This window comes from Defluviicoccus vanus, from assembly GCF_014672695.1.
GTDB classification, from domain to species: Bacteria; Pseudomonadota; Alphaproteobacteria; order Rhodospirillales; family Defluviicoccaceae; genus Defluviicoccus; species Defluviicoccus vanus.
On sequence record NZ_CP053923.1, the window covers coordinates 3,518,628 to 3,536,347 of the forward strand.

14 protein-coding genes and 1 riboswitch are annotated in these 17,720 nt (G+C 61.2%); of the genes, 5 read left to right on the top strand and 9 right to left on the bottom strand.

The genetic code is table 11. From position 1 onward, the window contains the following. Window positions 1-50: 50 nt before the first annotated feature. Together ribB and HQ394_RS15985 are read right to left on the bottom strand one after the other, a co-directional pair. The gene (ribB, locus tag HQ394_RS15980; RefSeq protein ID WP_407644754.1) at window positions 51-749 is read right to left on the bottom strand and encodes a 3,4-dihydroxy-2-butanone-4-phosphate synthase; all 699 of its coding nucleotides are present in this window, start codon (window positions 747-749) and stop codon (window positions 51-53) included. Window positions 750-825: 76 nt separating this feature from the next. Then, window positions 826-971: riboswitch (FMN riboswitch) on the bottom strand. A gap of 162 nt (window positions 972-1,133) precedes the next feature. Then, window positions 1,134-2,495 carry an IS1182 family transposase gene (locus HQ394_RS15985; protein WP_190260069.1) on the bottom strand — a complete coding sequence of 454 codons (1,362 nt, stop codon included), beginning with the start codon at window positions 2,493-2,495 and terminating at the stop codon, window positions 1,134-1,136. A 363-nt stretch (window positions 2,496-2,858) separates the two neighbouring features. On the opposite strand from HQ394_RS15985, the gene HQ394_RS15990 reads away from it, so the two are divergent. Then, a complete protein-coding gene (locus HQ394_RS15990) occupies window positions 2,859-4,676 on the top strand; it encodes an alkaline phosphatase family protein (protein ID WP_456151637.1) in 1,818 nt (605 codons plus the stop codon). Window positions 4,677-5,005: 329 nt separating this feature from the next. Here the strand turns inward: HQ394_RS15990 and HQ394_RS15995 are convergent, their stop codons facing one another. The 3 genes from HQ394_RS15995 to HQ394_RS16005 form a co-directional block, all read right to left on the bottom strand. Further along, window positions 5,006-7,045, bottom strand: a complete 2,040-nt coding sequence (locus HQ394_RS15995; protein WP_190261057.1) for a pentapeptide repeat-containing protein — start codon at window positions 7,043-7,045, stop codon at window positions 5,006-5,008. A gap of 179 nt (window positions 7,046-7,224) precedes the next feature. Further along, entirely contained in the window at window positions 7,225-7,407 is a 183-nt protein-coding gene (locus tag HQ394_RS21305; protein WP_223291641.1) for a type II toxin-antitoxin system HicB family antitoxin, read from the bottom strand. A gap of 337 nt (window positions 7,408-7,744) precedes the next feature. Continuing rightward, the gene (locus tag HQ394_RS16005) at window positions 7,745-9,322 is read right to left on the bottom strand and encodes an IS110 family RNA-guided transposase (protein WP_456151450.1); all 1,578 of its coding nucleotides are present in this window, start codon (window positions 9,320-9,322) and stop codon (window positions 7,745-7,747) included. 272 nt (window positions 9,323-9,594) lie between these two features. On the opposite strand from HQ394_RS16005, the gene HQ394_RS16010 reads away from it, so the two are divergent. The 4 genes from HQ394_RS16010 to HQ394_RS16025 all read left to right on the top strand — a co-directional run bounded on the left by HQ394_RS16010 (window position 9,595) and on the right by HQ394_RS16025 (window position 13,143). Then, window positions 9,595-9,903 carry a nucleotidyltransferase family protein gene (locus HQ394_RS16010; RefSeq protein WP_190263351.1) on the top strand — a complete coding sequence of 103 codons (309 nt, stop codon included), beginning with the start codon at window positions 9,595-9,597 and terminating at the stop codon, window positions 9,901-9,903. Beyond that, a complete protein-coding gene (locus HQ394_RS16015; RefSeq protein ID WP_190261058.1) occupies window positions 9,887-10,234 on the top strand; it encodes a HepT-like ribonuclease domain-containing protein in 348 nt (115 codons plus the stop codon). Before HQ394_RS16010 ends, HQ394_RS16015 begins: the two co-directional genes overlap by 17 nt. A gap of 291 nt (window positions 10,235-10,525) precedes the next feature. Then, complete coding sequence (locus tag HQ394_RS16020; protein WP_190261059.1) at window positions 10,526-11,509, top strand: IS110 family RNA-guided transposase; 984 nt, start codon at window positions 10,526-10,528, stop codon at window positions 11,507-11,509. 560 nt (window positions 11,510-12,069) lie between these two features. Then, on the top strand, window positions 12,070-13,143 hold the full coding sequence (locus HQ394_RS16025; RefSeq protein WP_190261060.1) for a type I restriction endonuclease: 1,074 nt from the start codon (window positions 12,070-12,072) through the stop codon (window positions 13,141-13,143). A gap of 430 nt (window positions 13,144-13,573) precedes the next feature. Here HQ394_RS16025 and tnpC read toward each other — a convergent pair whose 3' ends face one another. The 4 genes from tnpC to HQ394_RS16050 form a co-directional block, all read right to left on the bottom strand. After that, on the bottom strand, window positions 13,574-15,184 hold the full coding sequence (gene tnpC / locus HQ394_RS16030; RefSeq protein ID WP_190260388.1) for an IS66 family transposase: 1,611 nt from the start codon (window positions 15,182-15,184) through the stop codon (window positions 13,574-13,576). A 72-nt stretch (window positions 15,185-15,256) separates the two neighbouring features. Continuing rightward, window positions 15,257-15,610 carry an IS66 family insertion sequence element accessory protein TnpB gene (tnpB, locus tag HQ394_RS16035; RefSeq protein ID WP_190260124.1) on the bottom strand — a complete coding sequence of 118 codons (354 nt, stop codon included), beginning with the start codon at window positions 15,608-15,610 and terminating at the stop codon, window positions 15,257-15,259. Then, complete coding sequence (gene tnpA / locus HQ394_RS16040) at window positions 15,607-15,990, bottom strand: IS66-like element accessory protein TnpA (protein ID WP_190260387.1); 384 nt, start codon at window positions 15,988-15,990, stop codon at window positions 15,607-15,609. Before tnpA ends, tnpB begins: the two co-directional genes overlap by 4 nt. A gap of 1,423 nt (window positions 15,991-17,413) precedes the next feature. Beyond that, window positions 17,414-17,617: a helix-turn-helix domain-containing protein gene (locus HQ394_RS16050; RefSeq protein WP_223291643.1), complete on the bottom strand. Its 204-nt coding sequence runs from the start codon at window positions 17,615-17,617 to the stop codon at window positions 17,414-17,416. Between the last annotated feature and the right edge of the window lie 103 nt (window positions 17,618-17,720).

Consider the following 17,720-nt stretch of genomic DNA (forward strand, 5'->3'; position numbering starts at 1 on the left):
AGTATGCCATCGATCCAGCGTCACCAGTCCGGTTGGCGCGCCGGCGTGGGTCACGCTCCGCCCGTTGCGGGCTGCCGCGACGTCAGGCGGATCAACTCGTCGATGGCGACGATGGGCAGGTGATGGAGGCGGGCGAAGCGCCGGATGTCTTCGCCCCGCGCCATCGTGCCGTCCGGGTTCATCAGTTCGCAGAGCACCGCTGCCGGCTTGAGGCCCGCCAGGCGCGCCAGCTCGATGGCACCCTCGGTGTGGCCGCGGCGGCCAAGCAACCCGTCCGGGTGGGCAGACAGTGGAAAGACATGGCCGGGACGCACCAGATCGTCGGCCACCGCGTCGTCGGCGATCGCCGCCCGGATGGTGGCGACTCGGTCGGCGGCGGAAACGCCGGTGGTCACCCCGTGCCGGGNCTCGATGGAGACGGTAAAGGCGGTGCCGAACCGGCTCTCGTTGCGCGCGACCATGAACGGCAGTTCGAGTTGGTGGACAGCAGACGGGGTCAGGCACAGACAGACGATGCCGCTACATTCGCGGATCATCAGCGCCATCGTCGCCACTGTCAGCTTTTCTGCGGCGACGATGAGATCGGCCTCGTCCTCCCGATCGGCATCGTCGACGAGGATGACCGGACGCCCTTCCCGCATGGCATCCACAACATCGTCTCTTCGTGGACTGCTGCCGGAGGGACCGTAAGATGTCTGGAGGGTNNGGACTGTGTGAACATGAAACGCTCCTCGCTTNNGGAAAAGAATCGCGAAAAACGCTTCGGGGCAAACGCAAACACNTCGACCCGGCGCAACGATTGCCCGCTGCGTCGGCCTCGGTTGTCAGCACCTTCTTCCATCCGGACTGTGACCGTCGGCCCTGGCTTTGCACCAGATCTGCTGACNCTTGCGGAACCGCAAGCGCTCGCGGGCTCGTCCGCCTGAGGACATACCGCCGGTGGGGAATTGCACCCCGCCCTGAAGACGCGGCCGCGACCCTACCACGGCGGGCGGACGAGTCCCTAGCAGCCTGTCGGACTTGCGTCTCGGGCGTCGCCGGACCTGCGTAGGGATCGGTGCGTCGGCGCCTCTGTCAGCGCCATTTTGGGCGGTGCGGTCGCGCTGGCGCGCCTGCGGAACTGGCCGCGCAGGCTAGACGGCGCGGCTGAGGGCGAACATCCGCTTCAGGTTCCATGCCATGGTCACAAGCCTCCACTCGCCACGGGCGGCATTGAGCCCGCGCAGCAGGAACTGCCGGAACCCCAGCACGGACTTGATGATGCCAAACACTGGCTCGGGCGTCTGCTTGCGCAGGGCGTAGAGCGCGCGGCCCTGCGGCGTGCGCAGCCGATACGCCATCGCCTGAACCGGGGTGGGGTCTTCGGGCGCCGGTGGCGCCGCAGCGAAGCGCTCTTGCAGGCTGAGATGATGCGCCTCGCGACCAAGTGCGATCAGCGGTTCGATCCCGCCGGCCACACAGGCCTGCACATTCGCCTCGCTGAAGTAGCCATTGTCCGCCAACAGCATGTCCGGCCTGCCGAGCACGTCCGGCAGAGTGCCGATCTTGTCCAGCATGGGTGTAAGCTGCTGCTTGTCGTTGGGCGCCTGCACCACGTCGGCGACCACCACCAGCAGACTGCCCGCCGCCACCGCCGCCTGCGCATTGTAGCACTGCTCAAAACCGCCGCCCGCCACCGCCATGATGCGGCTTTCCTCGTCGGTCAGATTGATCTGATCCGTGGGCAGCGGCGTCGCCACCGGCGGCTTCGGCTCACGGCCCGTGGGCTTCTTGCCGGTGGCCGCTGCCTTGGCGTCCCGTGCTGCGAGTTTCGCCTGATGGTCTGCCTGCTCCCGTTCGAAGCGTTCCTTCGCGCGGGCCTCGATCTTCGCCCGGGCCTCGGCGAGCCTGGACAACCGTTCCTCACGTCGCGCCAATTCGTCGGGGATCGACATGCCGTCAGCGATGTCCACCTGGTCCGCCGCTTCTGCCTTGGCCATGAGATCGGCCACTTCGGCCTGCAGTTGGGCCTCCAGCTTGCCCGCATGGTCATAGGACAGCGCGCTGTGCCGGCTGGCATTGGCGTGGACCTTGGTCCCGTCGAGCCCGACCGTTCCCAGCTTCAGCACGCCCATCTCGCGCGCGAGCACCAGCACCTGGACGAACAGCTTCTCGATCTGCGGCAGAAAGCGTCGGCGGAACGCGGCGATGGTGTCATGGTCCGGATGATCGTTCGCCGCGATGAAGCGGAACGCCACGCTGTCATAGGTCGCCCGCTCCAGCTTGCGGCTGGAGAACACCCCGGTGGCGTAGCCGTAGATCAGAATGCCCAGCAGAAGGCTGGGGTGGTAGGACGCTTCCCCAGAGCCACGGTAGCTGCCGGTCATCGGCCGCAGATCCAGCCCCGCGATCACCTCCACCACGAACCGCGCCAAGTGCCGCTGCGGAAGCCACTCGTCCACCGACGGCGGCATCAGAAATCCGCTGTCGCGGTCGATCGGGCGGAAGTTGCTCATGCCGAAGAGGTCCGGGCCGGGGGCGTGAATCCATGCCCGGATTCTATAACCCACAGCTCCGCCTCGCGTTAAGTCCGACAGGCTGCTAGCGCGTCCTGCCGACCAAAGCCTGAAGGTGCAGCGATGCCCCGGTGAGTGTGGACGTTGCAGAATGTCGGTGAGGCACTAAGACGACTGTCGCGCGTCGAGCCACGGACGGCGGAACAAATCCCACATCTGCGGCAAAGCTTCGCCAAACCTTCACGGGTTGACAGTCCGGGGCGGTAGTAGCGTCCGAGTGCGCCGTGACGGCCATGCCCGGTGAACGGCGCACGGATCGTTCACGGGGAAGGGACATCTCCCATGAGACCTTACGTTCGCCTGATGGCGGCCACCGCCGTCAGCCTCGGCGCGACGCTCACTTTCGGCGGCCAGGCGTGCGCGTGGAACAGCAACCTCATCCTCTTCGTCCCCGATGGCTTGCGGGCGCAGAGCGTCGATGCATCGACGGCGCCGACACTGAACGCCATCAAGGCCGACGGCGTCTGGTTCAAGAACAGCCATTCGCTGTTCCCCACCTTCACCATGCCCAACTCGTCGGCGATGGCGACCGGCCACAAACTGGGCGACACCGGCTGNTTCAGCAACACGCTCTACCTCGGCGTTCCAATTCCCCATGCCAACAACCAAACGATCACCTTCATCGAAAACGACGCCATTCTCGGCGACATCGACGAGAACTTCGGCGGTAATTTCATCAACGAGGAGACAATCCTCGCCGCCGCACGGGCTAAGGGCTACGGCACCGCCGCCGTCGGCAAGCTGGGACCAACCCTGCTGTTCGACCACACTGACCGCAGCGGCAGCCCGACGGTGATCGTCGACGACGCCACCGGGAGTTCTACCGGGATCCCGCTCTCGGCCGAAATGCAGGCGCTGCTGACTGCCGCCGGCCTGCCGCTGGTCGCCCCCAGTCGCGGCGCCAACGGCAGTTCGGGCAATTCGACCACCCCCGGCACCACCGTCGCCAATGTGACTCAGCAGCAATACTTCGCCGACGTGGTGACCAAGGTGCTGCTGCCGTATTTCAAGGCGCAGAACAAGCGCTTCGTGCTGGTGTTTTGGTCGCGCGATCCGGACGGTACACAGCATAATCAGGGCGATAGCCTGAATACGCTGACGCCCGGCATCAACGGCCCGACGTCGCACGCCTCCGTCAGCAATGCCGATAACAATCTCCAGCAGATTCGCACCGCTTTACAACAACTTGGGCTCGATGCGAAGACGGATATCATCGTCTCTGCCGATCACGGCTTCTCCACCATCTCGAAACAGAGCAGCACCAGCTCCGCGACGCAGAATACCTATCCCAACGTCGTCGCCGGCTTCCTGCCTCCGGGCTTCGTCGCCATCGACCTGGCGAAGGGCCTGGACCTGCCGCTCTACGATCCGGATGCCGCCAATGCGCCGATCGATCCCGCCGCCGGCCAGTATCCCTCCCGCGGCAACGGCTTCATCGGCACCGATCCGGCACATCCGCAGGTGATCGTCGCCGCCAACGGTGGATCCGACCTCGTCTACATCCCGAGTGGTGATGCCAGCCTCGCCAAGCAGGTGGCGGCGATCCTGGTGCAGCAGGACTACGTCAGCGGCCTGTTCGCCGATCGCAAATTCGGGCCGATCCCGGGCGCCCTCACCGCGCGATCGATTTCGCTGGAAGGAACGGCACTCACGCCGATGCCAGCCATCATCGTCAACTTTACCAGTGTCGACACCGGTTGCGGCCTGTCAAAGGCCATGTGCGCGGCCGAAGTGGCCGANCCCGGGCTGCAGCAAGGACAGGGCATGCACGGCAGCTTCAGCCGTGGCGATACCTGGAACTTCCAGGCCGCCTACGGTCCCGACTTCAAGCAGGGCTTCGTCGATACGGCGCCGAGCAGCAACGCCGACATCGGCCGGACCATCGCCACCCTTCTCGACCTTAAGATCACCAGCAAAGGGGCGCTGACCGGTCGTGTCCTCTGGGAGGCCTTCCCCGGCCGTCAGCTGCCGCTCGTCACCTCGGGTGTCGCCATGTCCACCCCGGCGGCGAACGGACTACGGACTAAGCTTCGCTATCAGGCGATCGAATGCCTGCGCTATTTCGATGCCGCCGGCTTCGACGGCCGCACCGTCGGCCTGACCGGCGATCCGTCGCTTTAGCGATGCGGTGGGCCGGGGGCGGGGTCGAGGCGTTGCCGCGGCCTTGCCCCCGCCACTTCGCTACAACGCCGTCATCGGCGCGCATACGGAGGAGATCGGCGCATCACACCGGGTGAGGGAAACCACCGCCGTTATGTCCCGGTTGCCCGAATGCACTCCAGTCCACCCCCGCATACCTCTGTTACCCACCGTTCGCATCGCGCCCAACGACGAAGAACGGTTCGGCAGGGAGGCATTTCCCGGATCCCGCAAGTGCTCATACGGGCTACGGCTTGATTTGGCCGTACTTACCACCGTCCCAAGCGATACCCGGTTCACACTCCGCGAGGTCAGTTCCGTTGCGAGAGCGGAACGCCTGCGCCCACCGCTGCCGTGGGTTGGCCGATCGCCGGCTCGCAAGCTTCTTTTTGTCCTTCTCCCCGGCACTGCCAGCTCAGCGCGTCCAACTGACGCATCAGTTCGACGGAGACATAGTCGCTCTTATTGACGTCGCTCTTATTGGCGTCTCTTTTATTGGAGCCATCACCCTTCAATTGTTCGTGCAGATGACAGATCAAGTCGCGAAATATCTTTTCCATCTTAGTCTCACATCGTTGCTTATCGACCTCAACCTTCATCTCAACGTTATTTTTGTCATTAATCGACGAAAAAGCAATCGCTCTTCGCACTAATCCTGAGGCCACAACTGGATCTGTGACCGGCTGTCCCTCGAGTAATTCAAGATATTTCTCATTCTCTTCGATCACTTTTCCGTTATTTACTTTCGAAAATATGCTATCCGTTTTCGTAAGCGTAAGGTATACTTTTTGTTCAACGGTTTCGTCCACGATCACGGATTTCGCTGTACGCATCCGCTCCGTGAACGCATCTTTCATGTCATTGCTTAAGCCCACTGCGAGAACCGCATCTGTGGTTTCCGCGTCCGCCTCTTTCGGGTGGAAGTTGACGTTGCGCATATCGGCAAAATCAAAGCGTGTTTCGACGTTGATCGCCGTGTGGTTGAATTCTGCCTGCTGCAAATTAGCATAGCGGAGGTTGGCCCGTTCGAGGCTGGCTCCTTGCAGCTGCGCCTTGTTGAGATTGGCCCCGACCAATTGCGCGCCGGTCAAATCGGCCCCTCGAAGGTCCGCCAATTCAAGGTCGGCCCCCTGCAATTGCGCGTCCCGCAGATTGGCACCAGTCAAGAGCGCCGATGTCAAGTCCGCTTCCTGAAGTTGCGCCCGTTCGAGGTCGGCACCTTGCAGCTTGGTAAACGACAAGCTCGCTCCCTGGAACGCCGCATTCCAGAAGCTGGCGTGACGCAGGTCATCGCCGACCAAATCGACTTTCAGCGCCCGACTGCCGTTGAAATTGGCGTAACGCAGCGTTCTTTCCCGCAATGATAGGCCATCGATTGCCGCCAATGCGCCCGCGCGTGACTCCGTCAGCACTTTCCATAGCGCGTCATCCCGGGTTTGAGTACCGACAAGCTTGCGATTGTTGAGGCGAAGGTGGCGACAGCCCCATCCGAACTCTGGACACAGCACCATATCGAGGGGTTGATCGAAGAAGCGCCGGGGCCACGACCGCTCCTGCTCCGATTTTGGCAAATCGTAGAAGCGGATGCGGCCATCATCGACCGCGGGCACCTGAACGTAGATGAGGCTAAAGATCGCCACCGCCGCCGGAAACGCGCCGACAAGCAAACCATGGCGAAGCTTTCCCTCCCTGGTGCGCGCGCCGCTCGCGTCCTTCTTGCCTTCCAGCCAGTAGTGAAAGATCCCAATCGCCCCCAGTTCGAACAACAGCACCGCCGTCTGCAGATAGGTAATGCCGATATTCTGATAGCGAACGAAACTGATTTGGACGACGAGCAACACGGCAAGTGGCAGCAGGGTCGTCGTCAGGAACACGGTTGTCCGGTCATAAGACGACGAGATGTCCTCTTTGAATTTCCACCTCAGGATCATCCGCACGAAATCGACACTCGCCACTAAACGCAGGCATCGCGTTCGAGCATCCTTCTGCAAAGTGTGCAATTCCGTGGATAGCGCGCAGACGCTTTCCGCCAAAATTCGATAGCGCAGCAAGAGCTGAATATGGAGCAGGAGGAAGACGATGGGGCCGAGGATGAAAGATGCGATAATCGGAATGCTCACGCCGCCCAATTGCGAAATTTGAAAAGACGATCCTCTGAATATATCCTCGTCATTAATTGAAATTGACGCCGCGGCGAGATAAAGTCCGACAGAACAAAGCGCAAAATTCGATGATTGTACTGCCTTGGCGCCATCGTTGACACTTGAGATTAGCGCACTCATGTATTTTGATGGCTGCTCCGATGCATTTGCAGTGTCACTTAGCGTTAATTTTTCATTAGTCATTGCCATCCCCCGTGTCCCTCATATAGGGTAAGTATAGCGCGTTTGTTTCTTGGGAGGAATTGGCTAATTGATCTGCGTGACGCCTTTGTTCGCGGATGTGGATCCGCCTTGGCGCGATCGTCGAAAACCTGCCCCGCAGCGGCACGCACGACATCGAGAAGATTGACCCTGGGACTTCGATAAGGTTAGAGCGAAACGTCGATGTCACGGACCTGNNCTACGCCGCGTAGCAGGTCATCGACGACGGCGAGATCGTCGCAGATCGCGTCCTTGACGTTTGCGATTGCTTCGGCCTGTGTAGCCCCTTGCGACCAGCAGCCGGGCAAGCCGGGGACCGCAACGGCGAACCCTTCCTCGGACGGGTGCAAGGCAATCCGGTGGCACGTGTTCTATCCTGCGCAGGCTGTTGCAGATTAGCCGAAGCGGGGTTGCCCAGGAAGGCGGCAAGCGCAACGCGCATCGGGCGGATCGTGACCCGCGGGATGGCGCAATCGGCGACCGCGGAGTATAAGCGAGACAGAGAGCTACTCGAGACAGGGCAATTCGATAACGCGCGGCCCTCGTGCGAGGCGCATTCCGGGACATCGAAAGGCCAACCGGAGAATAGGGCCCGCGCGCGTGCAAGGAGCGGTTCGAGCGGGGTGACTTTACCGGCAAGCGGCCGTTCGACGGCAGTCTGCGCCATCCGGCGCATCGCGATGCGCCCTATGCGCGCTGAGCCCGCGGGAAATCCCAGACCCGGACGAACCGGTGATCGACCGGCAGAAACGGCAAAACCGTCACCAGCAGCAACAGGCTGCCGGCGATCAACAGCGCGATTGACACCTTCGAATTCCATCGGGGGAAGGACGTCGGCAACCTCCCCACATTCAGGGTCGTTGTCCAAGGTATAAGGTATAAACGCCGTGCATGCCCTGGCGTTTCCGAGAAAGCGATCGCAGCGTCTCCGGGCCGCCTCGTCGCCGGTAGCCGGGTCGGAACCCCTACCTGCGGCAGGTCATCGAGGAGAGCCGCGGCAACGTCTTCGCCGCGTGATCCCAGGGTCTTCCTATGAAACACGCACGAGGCCGTACACACGACGCTTGGTTCCTTTCTCGGCGGGGTTCTTATGTCGATGTAACCGATGAAGCGACCGAAGTTGTAGATACCGTCTTCAGCATCAAGCGGCCAAATTTGGATCGAACGGTTNNTTTGGTGCTTGAGGACGCCAAAGGCGATGTGGACGAGCTTTCGCATCGCCGCGCCGAGGGCACTCATCTTGGATTTGCCGGCGTCGAGGAGGCGCTGATACTGGGCGCGGATCAGTGGGTTGCAGCGGGTAGCGACCATCGCCGGCAGGAACAGCCTGGCCCGCCAGCGGGCATCGCCGGCCTTCGACAGTCGCGGCCGTTTGAGAACGCTCGATCCGGACTGGAATTCGACCGGCACGAGGCCAAGGAATGCCGCTGCCTGACGAGCAGAAGCGAAGCTTCGACCACAGAACAGGGTCAAAAACCACAACGACAGCTTACTGCCAATGCCGGGGATGCTTTCCAGCAGCACACGTTGCTCTTTCAGCTGCGGATGACTGTCGAGATGGTCGTCGACCTGTTGGCGCAGCCGGCCGATCTCCGCCGCCAGTGCGTCGAGCATCGTCTGCAGCGAGACGAGCACCGCGTCGGGGGCTGGCTCGGCGCGCGCCTTCTCCAGCCGGTTGAGTTCACGGGCGTGGTCCTGTTCGAGGGCGGCAAGCCGACCGAGCAGCGCCTTGAGCTGGCGGACGTCGGCCGGCGGTGGCGCCCAGGCGGGCGGCTGCAGGGCATCGCCGAACAGGGCGAGGATCAGGCCGTCGTGCCGGTCGGTCTTTGTCCGGACGCCCAGGCTCTCGGCGAAACGCTTGACTTGCAAGGGGTTGACCACCGAGACACGACAGCCGGCGTCATGCAGGAAGGTAGCCGCCGCCTCGTGATAAACGCCGGTCGCCTCGAGGATGATATGCACGTCCGCCGCCGCGGCACCGGTGACCCGCGTTGTCCAGGCAAGCAACGCCGCATGTCCGTCGGCGGTGTTGGCGACGGATTTCGGCCGCGATTGCCGGCGGACGGCATCCCGAAGCCAGGCGCAGTGCAGCTTTTCCTTGCTGACGTCGACCCCGATCACTTGCATCCGAACCTCCGTCGTCGTTGCGGCGACCTCCCGACCGACTGACCTTGTGGATACGGACTTGCAGCATGGTGCTGCGTCCTCGATACCGTCCAGCCTCAAAGAGGTCGAAGGTGTGGACCGGGGGCACAATCTACGCATCGGACTCGCAGTCCAAGGGCAGGTCCATGCTCACCCGGTCCACCATGAGGCCAGCTACGCCTCATGCCCGGCAAGATACAAGGGCGGGTCATGACCCGCCATCCACCACGCAAAAAAGAAGGAAGCGGTGGATCGCGATCCACCCGACGTGAGCTGAGCTGTGACGGGCCAAGCGTCGCGCGTTCAAGCGAACACGTTCAATTGCTCGGCGGCGAAATCTCTCACAACCTATTATAATAGACTTCCCATAGTGCCTTGTCGGTAGCAGCGTGATGCAGGATTTGATCGAGGGTGCGCGGCCGCGGATCGCGCAATTGTGCCGGCAGTACCACGTGCGTCGTCTTGATGTGTTCGGTTCGACGGCACGNGGGGATTTCGACCCAAAGCAAAGCGACATCGATTTTCTCGTCGAGTTCGAGCCCGGTAATCCCTTGGCGGGCTTGGAAGGCTACTTCGGCTTCAAAGAAGCGCTCGAAGCGCTGCTCTCGCGCAAGGTCGATCTCGTCGCCGCCAGCCGACTCGAGAACCCCTACCTGCGGCGAAGCATCGAGGAGAGGCGCCGCAATGTCTTTGCCGCGTGATCCCAAGGCTTTTCTATGGGACGCGCGTGAAGCCGCGAGGGCTGCTCTTCGCTTTGCCGCNGATAGAACCTTTGGGGACTATCTCAGCGACGAGTTGTTGCGTTCGGCGATCGAACGGCAATTGCAGATCGTTGGCGAGGCATTGGCGCAGCTATCGCGTGCGGATGCGCAAACGGCAGAGCGGATCCCGCACCTTCGGCAAATTATCGCCTTCCGCAACATCCTCGTCCACGGCTACGCTGCCGTTGACCACGAGAATGTCTGGCAAATCGTCGGCAAGCACCTGCCGTCGCTAATCGAAACACTTGGAACTCTGCTGGAGGACAAGTAGGCGCCGACGTGCCCCCGCGTGAAACCGCCAAGCGACGACGGTCTGCGCCATCCGGCGGGTCTCGACCCGCCCTTGTATCTTGCCGGGCATGAGGCGTAGCTGGCCTCATGGTGGACCGGGTGAGCATGGACCTGCCCTTGGACTGCGAGTCCGATGCGTAGATTGTGCCCCCGGTCCACACCTTCGACCTCTTTGAGGCTGGACGGTATCGAGGACGCAGCACCATGCTGCAAGTCCGTATCCACAAGGTCAGTCGGTCGGGAGGTCGCCGCAACGACGACGGAGGTTCGGATGCAGGTGATCGGGGTCGACGTCAGCAAGGAAAAGCTGCACTGCGCCTGGCTTCGGGATGCCGTCCGCCGGCAATCGCGGCCGAAATCCGTCGCCAACACCGCCGACGGACATGCGGCGTTGCTTGCCTGGATGACGCGGGTCACCGGTGCCGCGGCGGCGGACGTGCATATCATCATCGAGGCGACCGGCGTTTATCACGAGGCGGCGGCCACCTTCCTGCATGACGCCGGCTGTCGTGTCTCGGTGGTCAACCCCTTGCAAGTCAAGCGCTTCGCCGAGAGCCTGGGCGTCCGGACAAAGACCGACCGGCACGACGGCCTGATCCTCGCCCTGTTCGGCGATGCCCTGCAGCCGCCCGCCTGGGCGCCGCCGCCGGCCGACGTCCGCCAGCTCAAGGCGCTGCTCGGTCGGCTTGCCGCCCTCGAACAGGACCACGCCCGTGAACTCAACCGGCTGGAGACGGCGCGCGCCGAGCCGGCCCCCGACGCGGTGCTCGTCTCGCTGCAGACGATGCTGGACGCACTGGCGGCGGAGATCGGCCGGCTGCGCCAACAGGTCGACGACCATCTCGACAGTCATCCGCAGCTGAAAGAGCAACGTGTGCTGCTGGAAAGCATCCCCGGCATTGGCGGTAAGCTGTCGTTGTGGTTTTTGACCCTGTTCTGTGGTCGAAGCTTCGCTTCTGCTCGTCAGGCAGCGGCATTCCTTGGCCTCGTGCCGGTCGAATTCCAGTCCGGATCGAGCGTTCTCAAACGGCCGCGACTGTCGAAGGCAGGCGATGCCCGCTGGCGGGCCAGGCTGTTCCTGCCGGCGATGGTCGCCACACGCTGCAACCCGCTCGTCCGCTCTCAGTATCAGCGCCTCCTCGCTGCCGGCAAATCCAAGATGAGCGCCCTCGGCGCGGCGATGCGAAAGCTCGTCCACATCGCCTTTGGCGTCCTCAAGCACAACACACCGTTCAATCCCAACATCGCCACTTGATGCTGAAGACGGTATCTACGCGTGCTGCGTGACGCCTTTGTTCGCGGATGTGGATCCGCCTTGGCGCGATCGTCGAAAACCTGCCCCGCAGCGGCACGCACGACATCGAGAAGATTGACCCTGGGATCTTCGACAGGGTTAGAGCGAGACTTTGATCTCGCGCACATGCTCGCCGCGTAGCAGGTCATCGACTACGGCGAGATCGTCGCGGATCGCGTCCTTGGCGTTTTCGATCGCTTCGGCTTCCGCCACCCCCTAGCAGCCTGTCGGACTTAACGCGACGCGGAGCCCTGCGTTAGAATCCGGGCACGGATTTACCTCGCCCCGGCCCGGACCTCTTCGGCATGAGAACCTGCCGCCGCTCATCGACACGCTTGGGACTTTGCTGTGAGCCGAGGAGGGCCGACTTTGTAGGGTGCCTCAGCCAACAAAGTCGCGTGATGGCAGTCTGCACCATGGATCACGATCTGCCCCGCGCGCGGTAGTCATCCTTGATTGTGTGGATTGAAAACCTATAATTCTTTCCCAGTTTTCAGACGCACTGATGGCAGTGGGGGCAGATGTCTCTTGCGGACGACATTTCTAAGCTTGCGCATAAATTCCAGAAAAGCAAAGAAAGTATCCTAACAGAAGAGGCAACAAAAAACGCGCTCGTTATGCCCTTTCTAAAAGCCCTCGGATACGATGTGTTCGATCCTGCGGTCGTCGTTCCAGAGTTCATTGCCGACGTCGGCATTAAGAAAGGCGAGAAGGTCGATTACGCTCTTCGCGTGAATAACAAAATTGCTATTCTTGTCGAATGCAAACCCATTGGAGCTGATCTTGGCGAGGTTCATGCGTCACAGCTTTACAGATATTTTAGTGTAACAGAGGCGCGATTTAGTATATTGACTAATGGATCGCAGTATTGGTTTTATTCAGATCTTGATGAAGCAAACAAGATGGATAGCCAGCCTTTCTTCCGGTTCGATCTATCGTTGCATCGGGAGAGCGAAATTGTGGAACTTGAAAAATTTGCACATCAGAATTTCGACCTCGATGGCATACTAGGATCTGCAAGTAGTCTCAAGTATACGTCTCTCGTAATGGAGCAATTAAGGCGTGAGTTAGAATCTCCATCTGAAGAGATGGTTCGTCTATTTGCCAAGCGTGTTTATGATGGAAATTTCAACCAAGCCGCGCGAGAAAAATTTAATCAAATCGTCGCATGTTCATTTCGCGAAGTCATCAAGGACATTGTCTCGCAGCGGCTTAAAGACGCGCTTCGGTCGGCAGACGCTCAGCCGGTCGCTAACCATGAGGAGGTGCAGGCTGCTGCCCCAGAAAGTGAGATCGAAACGACGGAGGACGAGCTAGAGGCTGTGAGAATAATAAAAGCAATAGCTTGTGAGATCATTTCCCCTTCACGAATCGCCACTCGAGATGCAAAGACTTATTGCGCGGTGTTGCTAGATGACAACAATAGAAAGCCAATAGTCCGGTTGCACTTTAATAACAATGCTAAGCGCATTGGGATCTTTACGAATAAAGTCGAAGAGAAAGTTGATATTGAAGCGCTTGAAGATATTTATAAACATGCGGCCGTCATCAGGAACTGTATTGCGTCATATCAGGTAAATGATAAGCATGCGTGAGTAGTTGCATGCGTAGCTCAGAATAGCCTTAAGCGTATTCGGTGAAGAAGCGGCGTTGCCGCGGTGGCGCGGTTGTGGGTGTTGGCCGGATGCGATCCGTTGGTGTATATGTTCGTGTTGTGTTCCGCAATGCGGCATGACTCAACCTGCCGTAACGATAACGTATTCAATCTTTCGCACAATATGGAGTGGGCGGTGTCGTTCTGGTCTGGATATGTTGGGTGTGTGACACGCATCCGGCGGCAGACGGAAGGAGCGACGATGAGTGAGGACGGCGAGGCGAAGGTGTTGAGCAACATGGTTCGGATCGACGAGGAGCAGATCCGCGATCACCTGGGCAAGATCGTTCGCAGCGTAAGCGAAGCTCCGGCCGCACCTGCTTTTCGCTTGCCAGAGTGCTCGGTCTTGACCTCGGCCGCAGCGGAATGGGTCACGCGGCGGCGCGGTGGAGGGCGTCCTGCTCGGCCTTCCATGCCCAGGGGGTGAGCTCGGCGAGGCGGCGGTTCGGCCAGCCGGAGACGAGGCGGGCGAGCACGTCGGCGAGCCAGGCTTCCGGGTTGACCGCGTGCCACTTGCAGGTCTCGATCAATGACGCCAGCACCGCCCAGTTTTCCGCTCCCAGGTCATGGCCGGCGAAGAGTGCGTTCTTGCGATTGAGAGCAATCGGCCTCATTGAGCGCTCGATGACGTTCGAGTCGATCTCGATCCGGCCGTCGTCGAGGAAGAGGCTCAGCCCCTCCCACTGGTTCAGCGGGTAGCCGATCGCCTCGCCCAGCGGCGACTTCTTCGACAGCTGCGCCCGGCATTGCTCGAGCCATGGCCGCATCGCGTCCAGCAGCGGCTTCGTCCGCGCCTGCCGGACGGCTCGCCGTTCGCAGGCGGGCCTGCCGCGAATCTCCGCCTCGATCTCGTACAGCGCGGCGATCCGCCGCAGCGCCTCATGGGCGATCGGCGCCGGCCGCTTCTGTGCGACCTCGTAGAATCGCCGGCGGCAGTGTGCCCAGCAGTGGGCGAGGAGGACGCCGCCGTCGGCGGACCCGGCAGCCGCTTCGTCGCCCGCAGCCCCGGCCACCGCCTTGTAGGCGGCATAGGCGTCGGTCTGCAGGATGCCGCGGAAGTCCTTCAGCAGCGTGGCCGCGTGCGCGTGGCCGCGGCCGGGTGCGTAGGTGAACACCACCGCCGGCGGATCGGCGCCGCCCCACGGCCGGTCGTCGCGGGCGATCGCCCAGAACCAGCCGGTCTTCGTCCGGCCGCGGCCGGGATCGAGCACCGGTGCCGGCGTCTCGTCGACGAACAGCTTCGCCGAGCCGAGCAGATCGTCGCGCAGCAGCCGCCACAGCGGCTTCAACTCGGCCGCCGCGGTGCCGACCCAGGAGGCCAGCGTCGAGCGGTCGAGGGCGATACCCTGCCGGGCGAGCATCTGTGCCTGGCGGTAGAGCGGCGCATGGTCGGCATATTTCGCCACCAGCACGTGCGCCACCAGCCGTTCGGTGGGCAGGCCGCCCTCGATCAGCCGCGGCGGCGCCGGCGCCTGCACCACAGCACTCCCGCAGGCGCGGCAGCCGTACTTCGGCCGGCGGGTGACGATCACCTGCCAGCGCATCGGGATCACGTCGAGGCGTTCGGAGCGGTCCTCGCCGATGATGTGCATCGCACCGGAGCAGCACGGGCAGATGGTCGTCGGCGGCTCGATCACCACCTCGATCCGCGGCAGATGTCCGGGCAGGGTGCCGCGGTTCTGCCGCCGCTCGCGGGCGCGGGCCTCGCGTCGCGGCGGATCGGCCTTCTCCGCCTCGGCGTCGGCTTCCGCCACCGCCTGCTCGAGGTCTTCAAGCGCCAGGTTCAGCTGGTCGGGGTCGAGCGCCTCCGACCGCCTTCCGAACTGCATCCGCTGCAGCTGGCGGATGAAGTGCTGCAGCCGCTCGTTCCGGTCCTCCAGCCCGCGGCGCAGGGCCCGCTCGGCGGCGAGCTCGGCCCGCATCGCCAGCAGCGCGGCGCGCAGCGCGGAAGGATCGTCGGGGATCGCGTCGAGGTCGGTCATGAGCGGCGATTCTAAGCACGATGCCAGACGCTTACCAGAGTTCTTGTGGCTTCCCCGGCAGGCCGGCACAGCCTATTGTGCCTTCTTCGGTCGACCGAGACGCGGCGCGTGCATCCGCGACCAGTCGAGGCCATCCAACAGCGCCGCCAGCTGCGCCGCCGACAGCCGCATCACGCCCCCGGTCACCGGCGGCCAGCGAAAGACGCCTGCCTCCAGCCGTTTCCACACCATCACCAAGCCGCTGCCGTCCCAGACGAGCAGTTTCAGCCTGTCCGATCGTTTGCAACGGAAGACGTAAATTGTCCCGGAGAAGGGGTCGTGCCCCAGCGCCGTCTGCACGATCGAAGCGAGTCGGTCGGCGCCGCAGCGGAAGTCGACCGGCCGCGTCGCCACCAGCACCCGGACGCCTGAAGGCGGGACGATCATCCGAGCGCCTTCAGCGTCCGGAGCACGTCCGCCAGGAGCACCGGATCGGCGCCCGGCGACACCCGCACCCGAGCACCGGCAAGCTCGATCTCGATCGCCGGACTGCCGGCTGGACAACGCCCCTCGCTCACCACTACCGGCACGAAGTCGAGCGGTACCGCGTCCGCCGTCGCCGCGTCCGCCGCTTGGCGCAACTCCTTCCGCCAGGCATACAGCTGGTTGCGGTGCAGCCCGTGCCGGCGGGCGACCGCGCTCGCCACGGCGTCGGGGGCGAAACTTTCGGCGACGATCCGCGCCTTCTCCTCCCAGCTCCACCGCCGCCGCCGCTCACCCCACGGCAGTACCTCGCCCTGACGGGCGCTTTGCCAATTAATTGGCACCTTACTTGGCAAACGATCCACGCGGCGCCTCCGTCCTGGGAGCCGCCATCATCCGCGAGCAATCACCGGCCGCAACGTGGGGTCAGAGCTCCGCTTACTTCGCAGCAGTGTCGAGGAGACGTTGAACGCATTGGAACTCTGCTGGAGGACAAGTAGGCGCCGACGTGTCCCCGCGTAAAACCGCCAAGCGACGACAGTCTGCGCCATCCGGCGGGTCTCGACCCGCCCTATACGCGCTGTTAAATTTTGAGTTTACGTTATGCCCTCGTTTTGGTGCAGTGCCCACAGAAAGTTCTTTGACGTTAGCGAACATCCGCTTTTTGACGGAGAGTTGCTCCAGGCTAATCATTAGAGTGAAAGACGAGTGATTATTTCTGTACTTTTGGGTGTTCCCTGGCTGATTGCTGCCATTTATGCTGGATGGGAGCGGTCATACACTCTTAGCTCGATATTGATTGTGATAGGGGTCGTTTTGTTTTTCTTAGGGAGGCCGGCGATTGTTTTGCAGGGTTTGCAGAGGAACCCTATATCGACCATCGCATGGATGATTTTTACGCAATTCGTAATAGTAGCTATATCTTTTTTGGCGGGAGCTGGGGCTAAAACACTCTTGCAATAAATTTGATATGCTTTGATAGTCTCGGATAGGGTAAATCTGGATTTTCTTTATGTGGGCTGAAATAGCTCATAGAAACTTATTTTCTCGCTGATCGTGAGGTCAAACTTTCTCAAGGCATAATCTTTGACTTCGTCACATTGTGTGAAAAAATCTGCTAGTTTTTCGTATCGATATCGGCGACGCTGTATGTCGCGCGAAGAGAAATAGAATACATCAACGTCTCCATCGCCGTTATCAAAAATATCAAATGGCTTGTCGTGAACGATACGATTACGCATGTGAGCTAATCTATCAGCCAAATCTAATGTCTTATCAATCTCGCTATTTTCTAGCTCGTTGCTGAGGATGACAATTTTTTTNNTTGCCAAATCGGACGTAGCGTTGCTACGTTTCTTCATTCCCTCTAGCAACTTTGCTGGCTTTTCAATAGCCTGGATTGCACATACTTTGTTGGCAATAGTTTCTGCTAAAGCGTGATTTACTAGAGCCTCTAAAGCAACAACACACCATGCCATTAGCATCTCCACGATGCATGATTCATTATTCATTTGCTCCAAAGCCAATGAATCGAAAAGAAAATGACTTCCGCGATGAACTATTCTCTGCCTGAAGTCTGTATCACGAGTCATACTATAGTAGTGGCGCGCAAGAGAGTGCATAATGACGACGCGCGTCCAATTATCATCGATGCCAGAATATATCATTAAGCCGCCCCGGGAGATACTTGCTAGACATTGCATCCGCTGTTTACGGAAGGTGATTGCCCGTCGGCAGTCTGCGCCATCCGGCGGATTGCGATGCGCCCTACACGGGCTTCGTCGACGTATCAACCAGATCGAGGCGGACGCGCTTGCCTAGGACGGCGGCGGCACGCTGCATCGTGTGCAGGGTGACGGACGTGTTGCCGGGGTCGAGCAGACGGTCGAGCTGCGCCCGGCTGGTGTGCATTCGGCGCGCCATCTGCACCTTGTTCAGCCCGAGTTCGCACATCGCCGCCTTGATTTGCAACGCCAACACGTCCTTGAGCGCGCCGGCCTCGCACTCTTCGAGGATCCCCTCTTCGGACAGAAAATCGTCAAAGGATGAGCCGATGTGCGGATGCTGCGTCTNC

Bases quoted from the DNA above. Each gene is read 5' to 3' on its own strand.
- HQ394_RS16020 (WP_190261059.1), top strand. From the start codon at position 10,526: ATGCAGGTGATCGGGGTCGACGTCAGCAAGGAAAAGCTGCACTGCGCC.
- tnpB (WP_190260124.1), bottom strand. From the start codon at position 15,610: ATGATCGTCCCGCCTTCAGGCGTCCGGGTGCTGGTGGCGACGCGGCCG.
- HQ394_RS15985 (WP_190260069.1), bottom strand. From the start codon at position 2,495: ATGAGCAACTTCCGCCCGATCGACCGCGACAGCGGATTTCTGATGCCG.
- HQ394_RS15995 (WP_190261057.1), bottom strand. From the start codon at position 7,045: ATGGCAATGACTAATGAAAAATTAACGCTAAGTGACACTGCAAATGCA.
- tnpC (WP_190260388.1), bottom strand. From the start codon at position 15,184: ATGACCGACCTCGACGCGATCCCCGACGATCCTTCCGCGCTGCGCGCC.
- HQ394_RS16025 (WP_190261060.1), top strand. From the start codon at position 12,070: ATGTCTCTTGCGGACGACATTTCTAAGCTTGCGCATAAATTCCAGAAA.